Origin of the sequence: Micromonospora sp. NPDC001898, assembly GCF_042891255.1 — a bacterium.
Classification (GTDB): Bacteria; Actinomycetota; Actinomycetes; order Mycobacteriales; family Micromonosporaceae; genus Micromonospora.
In genome coordinates, this window is record NZ_JBIATC010000017.1 from 89,926 (window position 1) to 98,280 (window position 8,355).

Annotated in this window: 9 protein-coding genes; 5 read left to right on the plus strand and 4 right to left on the minus strand. The window is 76.6% G+C overall.

All coding sequences use genetic code 11. The features are described from left to right. Positions 1-57 precede the first annotated feature (57 nt). Positions 58-1,017, plus strand: coding sequence for an ABC transporter ATP-binding protein (locus ACFYZF_RS25820; protein ID WP_387024936.1), 960 nt, complete (start codon positions 58-60; stop codon positions 1,015-1,017). Next, positions 1,014-1,814: an ABC transporter permease subunit gene (locus ACFYZF_RS25825; RefSeq protein WP_387024938.1), complete on the plus strand. Its 801-nt coding sequence runs from the start codon at positions 1,014-1,016 to the stop codon at positions 1,812-1,814. Before ACFYZF_RS25820 ends, ACFYZF_RS25825 begins: the two co-directional genes overlap by 4 nt. A 30-nt stretch (positions 1,815-1,844) precedes the next feature. On the opposite strand, the gene ACFYZF_RS25830 is transcribed toward ACFYZF_RS25825, so the two are convergent. From ACFYZF_RS25830 to ACFYZF_RS25845, 4 genes are all read right to left on the minus strand, one after another. Then, positions 1,845-2,534, minus strand: a complete 690-nt coding sequence (locus ACFYZF_RS25830) for a response regulator (protein ID WP_387024940.1) — start codon at positions 2,532-2,534, stop codon at positions 1,845-1,847. After that, on the minus strand, positions 2,531-4,084 hold the full coding sequence (locus tag ACFYZF_RS25835) for a sensor histidine kinase (protein WP_387024942.1): 1,554 nt from the start codon (positions 4,082-4,084) through the stop codon (positions 2,531-2,533). The genes ACFYZF_RS25830 and ACFYZF_RS25835 overlap by 4 nt, the downstream gene beginning before the upstream one ends. Positions 4,085-4,186: 102 nt before the next feature. After that, positions 4,187-4,891: a dethiobiotin synthase gene (gene bioD, locus ACFYZF_RS25840; RefSeq protein ID WP_387024972.1), complete on the minus strand. Its 705-nt coding sequence runs from the start codon at positions 4,889-4,891 to the stop codon at positions 4,187-4,189. Between the two features lie 172 nt (positions 4,892-5,063). Next, positions 5,064-6,200: an 8-amino-7-oxononanoate synthase gene (locus ACFYZF_RS25845; RefSeq protein WP_387024944.1), complete on the minus strand. Its 1,137-nt coding sequence runs from the start codon at positions 6,198-6,200 to the stop codon at positions 5,064-5,066. A gap of 218 nt (positions 6,201-6,418) precedes the next feature. On the opposite strand from ACFYZF_RS25845, the gene bioB reads away from it, so the two are divergent. The 3 genes from bioB to ACFYZF_RS25860 are packed head-to-tail and all read left to right on the plus strand — an operon-like array spanning position 6,419 to position 8,135. After that, on the plus strand, positions 6,419-7,414 hold the full coding sequence (gene bioB, locus ACFYZF_RS25850; protein ID WP_387024946.1) for a biotin synthase BioB: 996 nt from the start codon (positions 6,419-6,421) through the stop codon (positions 7,412-7,414). A gap of 11 nt (positions 7,415-7,425) precedes the next feature. Continuing rightward, entirely contained in the window at positions 7,426-7,617 is a 192-nt protein-coding gene (locus tag ACFYZF_RS25855) for a hypothetical protein (RefSeq protein ID WP_387024948.1), read from the plus strand. A gap of 5 nt (positions 7,618-7,622) precedes the next feature. Then, positions 7,623-8,135, plus strand: coding sequence for a GNAT family N-acetyltransferase (locus ACFYZF_RS25860; RefSeq protein ID WP_387024950.1), 513 nt, complete (start codon positions 7,623-7,625; stop codon positions 8,133-8,135). Positions 8,136-8,355: the final 220 nt, after the last annotated feature.

Genomic DNA, 8,355 nt, shown 5'->3' on the forward strand with positions numbered 1-8,355 from the left:
TGGGTCGTCGCCGATCGGCAGCAGCGGGCGGGCCGCCCGGCTCCCTACGGTCGATCCATGATCACACTACGTGGCCTGACGAAGCGGTTCGGCCCCACGACCGCCGTCGACGACCTGACCGTCGACATCGCACCCGGCCGGGTCACCGGGTTCCTCGGCCCGAACGGCGCGGGCAAGTCCACCACCATGCGGATGATCCTCGGCCTGGACCGGCCCACCGCCGGCCGCGCCCTGGTCGACGGCCGGCCGTACCGGGAGCTGCGGCACCCGCTGCACGCCGTCGGCGCGCTGCTGGACGCCGGGGCGATCCACCCCGCCCGGCCCGGGCGTGCCCACCTGCTGGCCACCGCGCGCAGCAACGGCATCGGCCGCCGCCGGGTCGACGAGGTGCTGGCCCTGGTCGGCCTGGACGACCGGGCCGCCGCGAAGCCCGGCCGGACCCTCTCCCTCGGCATGGGCCAGCGGCTCGGCATCGCCGGGGCGCTGCTCGGCGACCCGCCGGTCCTGCTGTTCGACGAGCCGGTCAACGGCCTCGACCCGGACGGGGTGCGCTGGATCCGGCAGCTCACCCGCTCGCTCGCCGCGCAGGGCCGGACGGTGCTGGTCTCCAGCCACCTGATGAGCGAGATGCAGCAGACCGCCGACCACCTCGTGGTGATCGGCCGGGGCCGGCTCATCGCCGACGCGCCCACCGCCGAGGTGATCGCGGGCGGCTCCGCCGCCGCCTCGGTGCGGGTACGCGGCCCCCAGCCGGCCGGCCTGGCGTCGCTGGCCCGGCGGCTGGCCGGTGACGGAGGCGTCGTCGAGGCCGACGGACCGCACGCGCTGACCGTCACCGGGCTGACCGCCGAACGGGTCGGCGACCTCGCGTACGAGCTGGGGGTGGCCCTGCACGAGCTGACCCCGGTGGCCGCGTCGCTGGAGCAGGCGTTCATGGCGCTCACCGACGGCAGCGTCGAGTACGCCGCCGTCCCGACCGGCTCCCCCACCACCCACCACCGGATCGAGGCCCGATGAACGCGCAGCCCGCCACCCGTACCGCACCGACTGTCGGCCCGTTCGCCGGGGCGGTCGCCGCCGAGTGGACCAAGCTGTGGTCGGTGCGGTCCACCTGGTGGACGCTGTTGGCGGCGGCGCTGCTGACGGCCGCCGGCGCCGGCCAGCTCGCCATCTACGCCGCCAACGCCAACACCAACGACGACCCGGCCGACGACCGGGGGATGATCACCCTCGGCAGCGTCGTCATCGACTCCCTGGAACTCACCCAGTACGCCGTGCTGGCCATCGGCCTGCTCGCGGTCACCGCCGAGTTCGGCGCCGGCACGCTGCGGACCACCCTGCGCTGCACGCCGTCGCGCGGTCGCGTACTGCTGGCGAAGGCCGCGGTGAGCGGGGCGGTGACCTTCGGAGCGGGGCTGCTGCTCGGCGGGATCGGCGCGCTGGTCGCCGGCGCGGTGCTCGGCGAGTGGGGCGACGCCCCGCTCGGCGGCACGGTCCGCGACGTGCTGGCGTCGGCGGCCTACCTGGCGCTGGTCGGGGTGCTGGCGCTCGGCCTCGGCGCGGTGCTGCGCAGCGCGGTGCTGACGGTGATCGTCCTGATCGCGGTGCTGATGATCGTGCCGCTGTCGCTCCAGGAGCCGGGCATCGCCGTGCTGACCCGGATCGCCGACGGCTTCCCGGGCGTCGCCGGGGGCCACTTCCTCGTCGGGGACGCCGACCCCTACCCGCCGGTGGTGGGGTTGCTGCTGCTCGCCGGCTGGGCCGCCGCCGCGCTGGCCGCCGGCCGGGCCGCCCTGCGCCACCGCGACGCCTGAGGATCACGTCCCGCCAGGCGACCCTGAGGATCACGTCTCGACGAGGCCTGCCTCGTGGGCGAGGATCGCCGCCTGCACCCGGTTGCGCACCTCCAAACGGGTGAAGATGCTGGTCAGATAGCTCTTCACGGTGCCCTCGACGAGGTGCAGGCGGCGGGCGATCTCGGCGTTGGACAGGCCCGCGCCGACCAGGGCGAGCACCTCCCGCTCCCGGTCGGTCAGCCCGGCGGTGCGGTCCCGGGCCGCCGGGCGGCGGGCCATCCGGGCCCCGTTCAGCTCGATCACCCGACGGGCGATCCGCGGCGACAGGTACGCCCCGCCGCCGGCCACCGCCCGCACCCCGGCGATCAGCTCCCGCGGGTCGCCGGCCTTGAGCAGGAAACCGCTCGCGCCGTGCCCGAGCGCCCGGGCCACGTGGTCGTCCTCGCCGAACGTGGTGAGCATGACCGTGGCCGTGCCCGGCGCCACCCGGCGGATCTCGGCGGCGGCGGCCAGCCCGTCCAGGCGGGGCATCCGGATGTCCAGCAGTGCCACGTCCGGCCGGTGCGCCCGGACCAGCTCGACGGCCGCCGCGCCGTCGCCGGCCTCGCCGGCCACCTCGATGCCGGGGTCCGCGCCGAGGATCGCCCGGACCCCGGCCCGGATCATCGCCTCGTCGTCGGCGAGCACCACCCGCACCGGCCGGGCTTCCCCCGGCGCGTCGTCCCATCGGTCCGTCATCGGTCGATCCGCTCCTTGCCCACGAGTCGCCCGTCCGAGAAGCAGAGCCGCCAGGTGGCCTGCCCGAACGGGAAATTGCCGTCGGTGTAGTACTCGCAGCCGGGGCGCGCCCCGGCCGGCGGCTCCGCCTGGCGGCGTGGCAGGCCGGTCAGCTCCTGCCGGGTGGCGCCCAGCGGCAGCCGGTCGAAAGCCACGGCGTCGAGGACCGCGCCCGCCGTGGCGAACGGGTAGTAGACCAGGGTCAGCACCAGCCCGAGCACCACCGGGGCGCCGAGCGCCGCGACCAGGCTCCGGCGGACCCGGCGACGGGCCTCGCGCACCCGCCGCGCCGCCTCCGCCGACCGCCCTTCGACCGACCGGCCCTCCGCCGACCGGCCCTCGACCGGCTGTGGCGGCGGGGGGTCGAGCGGCGGGGTGGGCGCGAGTGGGAGGCGGGCCAGCACGGTGAAGCCGCCCGCCGCCCCCGGGCCTGCGGTCAGCGTGCCGCCGGCCAGGCGTACCCGCTCCCGGAGGGCGAGCAGGCCCGAGCCGCTGGACGGCGGACCGGGCAGCGGGCCGGCCGGCGGCGGGGCGTTGGCCACGCCCACCTCGACCCGGCCGCCGAGGCGGGCCAGGGTGACGGCGACCGGCGCGCCGGGGGCGTACCGGGCGGCGTTGGTCAGCGCCTCCCGGACCACCCGGTGCGCCACGTGCTCAGCCCTCGCGGGCAGGTCGAGGGGGTCGCCGTCCAGCCGCACCGCCATCCCCGCCTCCCGGGCCCGGTCGACCAGCTCCGCGACGCTCTCCCCGGCCGGCAGGGTGGACGCCGGGCCGCCGCCCTCCTCCCGGAGCACCCCGATGATCTCGTGCAGCCGCTCGGTGGCCCCGGAGACGCTGGCCCGCAGCTCCCCGGCCGCCGTCCGGTGCCGGGCCGGCAGGTCGTCGGCGAGTTCGAGGGCGGCGGCGCGCAGCGCGATCAGGCTCAGCTCGTGACCGAGGGAGTCGTGCATCTCCTGGGCGATCCGGGCCCGCTCCCGCAGCCGGATCCGCTCGGCCGCGCCGCGCCGCTCCCGGGCCACCGCCTCGGCGTGCCGGTCCCCCGCCACCACCAGCTCCCCCTGCTGCCGCCGGTACCGGCCGACCAGCCACGGGAACACCCCGGCGAAGAGCAACACCGAGGCGAGCAGGAACCAGGTGGCAGCGCCGGTGCCGAGCAGTCCCACGTTCAGGATGGTGCCCCCGGCGGCGATCACCCCGAACACCACCGCGGCGGGGGCCGTCCCGGTGCTGCGCCGTCCGGCCAGGTAGCTGAACACCGGGATGGCGAAGACGAAGTTGCCGTCGAACAGGGAACCGACCACCACCAGCACCAACGCGGGCAACGGGCGGCGGTGGCCCAGCCGGACGGCGACGGCGAGCAGCAGCAGGGCGCCGAGCCCGAACGGGACGGTGTTCCTGTCGTACGGCGGCGTGAGCCGGGCGAAGCCGATCGGCGTCGCGACCACCGCCCAGAGCAGCCCGTCCCGCACCAGCCCGCCCCGGACGCCGCCACGCCACCGCTCCCACCACATGGCGGCCAGGCTACCGACGGTGGTCGGGCCCGGGCACCGACGAAAGTCAGGTGGCCGCCCGACGGACCGTGCGCGCCCGTCCGCCGCCGGCCGGGCCGGTGGTCAGCCGCTGTCCTCGGCCCAGGCGCGCCAGTCGTCGAGCACCCCGTAGAGCGCCGGGGTGAGCCAGCCCGGGGCGGACCGGCGGAACACCCCCGGGTCCATCGCCCCGGCGCCCGCAGGAAGCGCGCCGAACAGGTTGGGCACCAGGTCGGTCAGGTTCGCCCAGTGCACCAGCTCCGGCGTCGCCGGCCAGGCGCCGATCACCACTCCGGCCGGCACCGCGCGCCGCTGGAGCGCCTCGAGGGTCAGCGCGGTGTGGTTGAGGGTGCCCAGCCCGGGGCGGGCAACCACCACGGCGGGTGCGTCGAGCGCCACCGCCAGGTCGGCCACCGTCCAGGGCTCCCCCGAGGGACGCAGCCCCATCGGTACGAGCAGCCCGCCGGCCCCCTCGATCAGCACCAGGTCGTGCTTGTCGGCCTCCTCACGGACGGCGTCGACGACGTCGTACAGCTCCAGCGGCTCCAGCCGTGCCACCCGGGCGGCGGCGAGCGGGGCGAGCGGGTCGGGGTAGCTGGCCAGGGTCCGGCCGGTGAGGGGGGCGGCCAGCCGGGTCACCGAGTCGATGTCGCCCGGCTCGCCGGTGGCCGTACCCGTCTGACCGGGCTTGACCACGGCGACCCGCAGGCCGGCGGCCTGCGCGGCGGCCGTCACCGCCGCGGTCACCACCGTCTTGCCGACCCCGGTGTCGGTGCCGGTGACCAGCACCGGCCCGGTCCACGCCCCGCTCACGACGGCACCTCCGCCCGGCGTCGGCGCGGCGTGCCGGCCCCGCCCCCGTCCCGTGCCCCCGGCGCCGCGCCACCCGCCACGGTGGCCCCGGCGCGACCCGCCCCACCGGCGACGGGGCGGCGCGACCCTCCGCGACCGGGGCGGCCGGTCACGGGGCGCACTCCACGATCACGTCGAGGGCCCGCTCGAAGTCCGCCCGGGGCACCCCGGCGCTGATCGTCAGCCGCAGCCGGGACCGGCTGTCCGGGGTGGACGGCGGCCGGAAGCAGCCGACGGCCACCCCCCGGTCGGCGCAGTCGGCAGCCCAGGCGGTCGCCGCCTCCGGGCCCGGGGCGGTCACCGACACCACGGCGGCGTCCGGCGCGGAGACGGTCAGCCCGGCGGCGCGCAGCCGGCGTACGGTCTCCGCGGCCCGCTCGGCCAGCTCGGCGCGCAGGTCGTCGCCGGCGCGGGCCAGGTCCAGCGCGGCGCGGACCCCGGCGGCCACGGCCGGCGGCAGGGCGGTGTCGAAGATGAAGGTCCGGCCGGTCTCCACCAGGTGCCGGACGAACTCGGCCGGCCCGGCGACCACGCCCCCCGCGCCGCCCAGCGCCTTGGACAGGGTCGCGGTGACCACCACGTCCGGCTCGCCGGCCAGCCCGGCGGCGGCCACCCCGCCCGCACCGGCCGGGCCCGTGACGCCGAGCGCGTGCGCGTCGTCGACCAGCAGCAGGGCGCCGTGCCGGCGGGCCACGGCGTGCAGCTCCGCCAGCGGGGCGAGGTCGCCGTCGACCGAGAAGACCGACTCGGTGACCACCACGGCCGGGCGGCCGGGCGCGGCGGCCAGCGCGGCGGCCACCGCCGCCGGGTCGGCGTGCGGGGTGACCACGGTCTCCGCGCCGGAGATCCGGCAGCCGTCGATCAGCGAGGCGTGGTTGTGGGCGTCCGAGACGAGCAGGGTACGCGGCTGCGCCAGCGCCCGGACCGCGCCGAGGTTGGCCAGGTAACCGGAGGAGAAGACCAGGCTGCCGTCGGTGCCGAGCCAGTCCGCGAGGGCGGCCTCCAGCCCGTGGTGCACGTCGGTGGACCCGCGTACCAGCCGGGAGCCGGTCGCGCCCAGCCCGTACGCCGCGAGGGCCCGCCCGGCCGCGGCGGTGACCTCTGGGTGGGTGGTCAGGCCGAGGTAGTCGTTGCCGGCGAGGTCGACCACGGTGTCGCCGGCGGCCCGGGGGCGCAGCCGGCGGGTCAGTCCCGCCTTCGCCCGCAGCTCGGCACGGCGGTGCAGCACCGCCAGCCAGTCCGCCACGCCACGCTCCCCACGTCCGCCGATCCCGGCCGTCCGCCACGGCCGCCTACGCCCGGGCGAAGCTACCACCCGTGGCCCGCGGCCCGGCGTGGCGCGGCCCCGGCACGCGGGACCGCCAGTGGTCCCGGGCGGGGAACGAACGGAAGCGGGCACGGGGGTCCACCTGGGCCTGCTCGGGCGCTTCTCCGGGTCGGGGTGGCCCTTGTAGGGTACGAGCCATGCCAGAGATCCTCGACCAGGCCCGGAAGCAGGTGCTGGAGAACGGCGTCGGCCTCGACGAGGCCGGTGCCCTCGCCGTGCTGAACCTTCCCGACGAGCACCTCCCCGCCGCCCTCCAACTCGCGCACGAGGTGCGGATGCGCTGGTGCGGGCCGGAGGTCGAGGTCGAGGGCATCGTCTCGCTGAAGACCGGCGGCTGCCCGGAGGACTGTCACTTCTGCTCGCAGTCCGGCCTGTTCACCTCGCCGGTCCGCTCGGTCCTGCTGGACATCCCCTCCCTGGTGAAGGCGGCGAAGCAGACCGCGGCGACCGGGGCGACCGAGTTCTGCATCGTGGCCGCCGTTCGTGGCCCCGACGCCCGGCTGATGAAGCAGCTGCGCGAGGGCGTCGCCGCGATCAGGGCCGAGGTCGACATCCAGGTCGCCGCGTCGCTCGGCATGCTGAGCCAGGAGCAGGTCGACGAGCTGGTCGACATGGGCGTGCACCGCTACAACCACAACCTGGAGACCTGCCGCTCCTACTTCCCGAACGTCGTCACCACCCACTCCTGGGAGGAGCGGTGGGAGACGCTGAGGATGGTCCGCGAGTCCGGCATGGAGGTCTGCTGCGGCGGCATCCTCGGCCTCGGCGAGACGGTGGAGCAGCGCGCGGAGTTCGCCGCGCAGCTCGCCGCGCTGGACCCGCACGAGGTCCCGCTGAACTTCCTCAACCCGCGCCCGGGCACCCCGCTGGGCGACCGTCCGGTGGTCGAGGGCAAGGACGCGCTGCGCGCCATCGCCGCGTTCCGGCTGGCCATGCCGCGCACCATCCTGCGGTACGCGGGCGGCCGGGAGCTCACTCTCGGCGACCTGGGCACCCGGGAAGGCCTGCTCGGCGGCATCAACGCGGTCATCGTCGGCAACTATCTGACCACGCTGGGCCGGCCGGCGACCGACGACCTGGCGCTGTTGGACGACCTGAAGATGCCGGTCAAGGCCCTCTCCGCGACGCTGTGACGCCGACGCCGATGACCACGACACGGGTGTGGTGCGACCGGTGCGGGGAGCCGGCGGACGCCGGGGACCACGCGGCGTGCCGGGCGGCGCGCGAACTGGAGCCGCCCCGGTTCTGCGCGCACTGCCGACGGCGGATGAAGGTGCAGGTGCTGCCGGTGGGTTGGGCGGCGGTCTGCGTCGAGCACGGCGAGTTGCGGGGCTGAGCGCGATGCCGACGCTGAGGGGCAGGGCGGTCACGCTTCGACCGGCGACGGACGCCGACGTGCCGGTCCTCGCGGCGATCCGGTCCACGCCCGAGGTGCGGCGCTGGTGGCGCGGCGGCGACGACCTGACCGGGGCCGTACGCGCCGACCTGGCCGACGACGTGCTGACCGTGTACGCGATCGAGCACGACGGCCGGGTCGTCGGCGCCATCCAGTGGTACGCCGAGAGCGACCCCGACTACCGGCACGCCAGCCTCGACCTCTTCCTCGACCCGGAGGTACGCGGCAGCGGGCTGGGCGGGGACGCCGTCCGCACCCTGGCCCGGCACCTGATCGACGACCACGGTCACCACCGGCTCACCATCGACCCGGCGGCGGCCAACACCCCCGCGATCCGCGCGTACGCGAAGGTCGGTTTCCGCCCGGTCGGGGTGCTGCGCCGCTACGAGCGCGACGAGGACGGCCGCTGGCACGACGGCCTGCTGATGGACCTCCTCGCCGGCGACCTGGCCGACTGATCCGGCGCTTCCCCCGCCTGGCTCGTCCGCGCCCGCCCCGACGAGGTCGCGGCCAGCCTCCGCCGCGCTCCGCTGGCGGCAGGCTGGCGCCCCGCAACATGAATCTTGGACGGTTACCGTCCCGTGGGCGGTCTCAAGCGGTGGTTGCAACATCGAGGAGCTGGGACATTCTCTCACCAGGGGTGTCCCAGTCCAGGGTTTGTCGGGGGCGTCCGTTGAG

What these genes read in the sequence shown, in the direction of transcription:
- ACFYZF_RS25820 (WP_387024936.1), top strand. Translation starts at nt 58, where the DNA reads ATGATCACACTACGTGGCCTGACGAAGCGGTTCGGCCCCACGACCGCC.
- ACFYZF_RS25825 (WP_387024938.1), top strand. Translation starts at nt 1,014, where the DNA reads ATGAACGCGCAGCCCGCCACCCGTACCGCACCGACTGTCGGCCCGTTC.
- ACFYZF_RS25830 (WP_387024940.1), bottom strand. Translation starts at nt 2,534, where the DNA reads ATGACGGACCGATGGGACGACGCGCCGGGGGAAGCCCGGCCGGTGCGG.
- ACFYZF_RS25835 (WP_387024942.1), bottom strand. Translation starts at nt 4,084, where the DNA reads ATGTGGTGGGAGCGGTGGCGTGGCGGCGTCCGGGGCGGGCTGGTGCGG.
- bioB (WP_387024946.1), top strand. Translation starts at nt 6,419, where the DNA reads ATGCCAGAGATCCTCGACCAGGCCCGGAAGCAGGTGCTGGAGAACGGC.
- ACFYZF_RS25855 (WP_387024948.1), top strand. Translation starts at nt 7,426, where the DNA reads ATGACCACGACACGGGTGTGGTGCGACCGGTGCGGGGAGCCGGCGGAC.
- ACFYZF_RS25860 (WP_387024950.1), top strand. Translation starts at nt 7,623, where the DNA reads ATGCCGACGCTGAGGGGCAGGGCGGTCACGCTTCGACCGGCGACGGAC.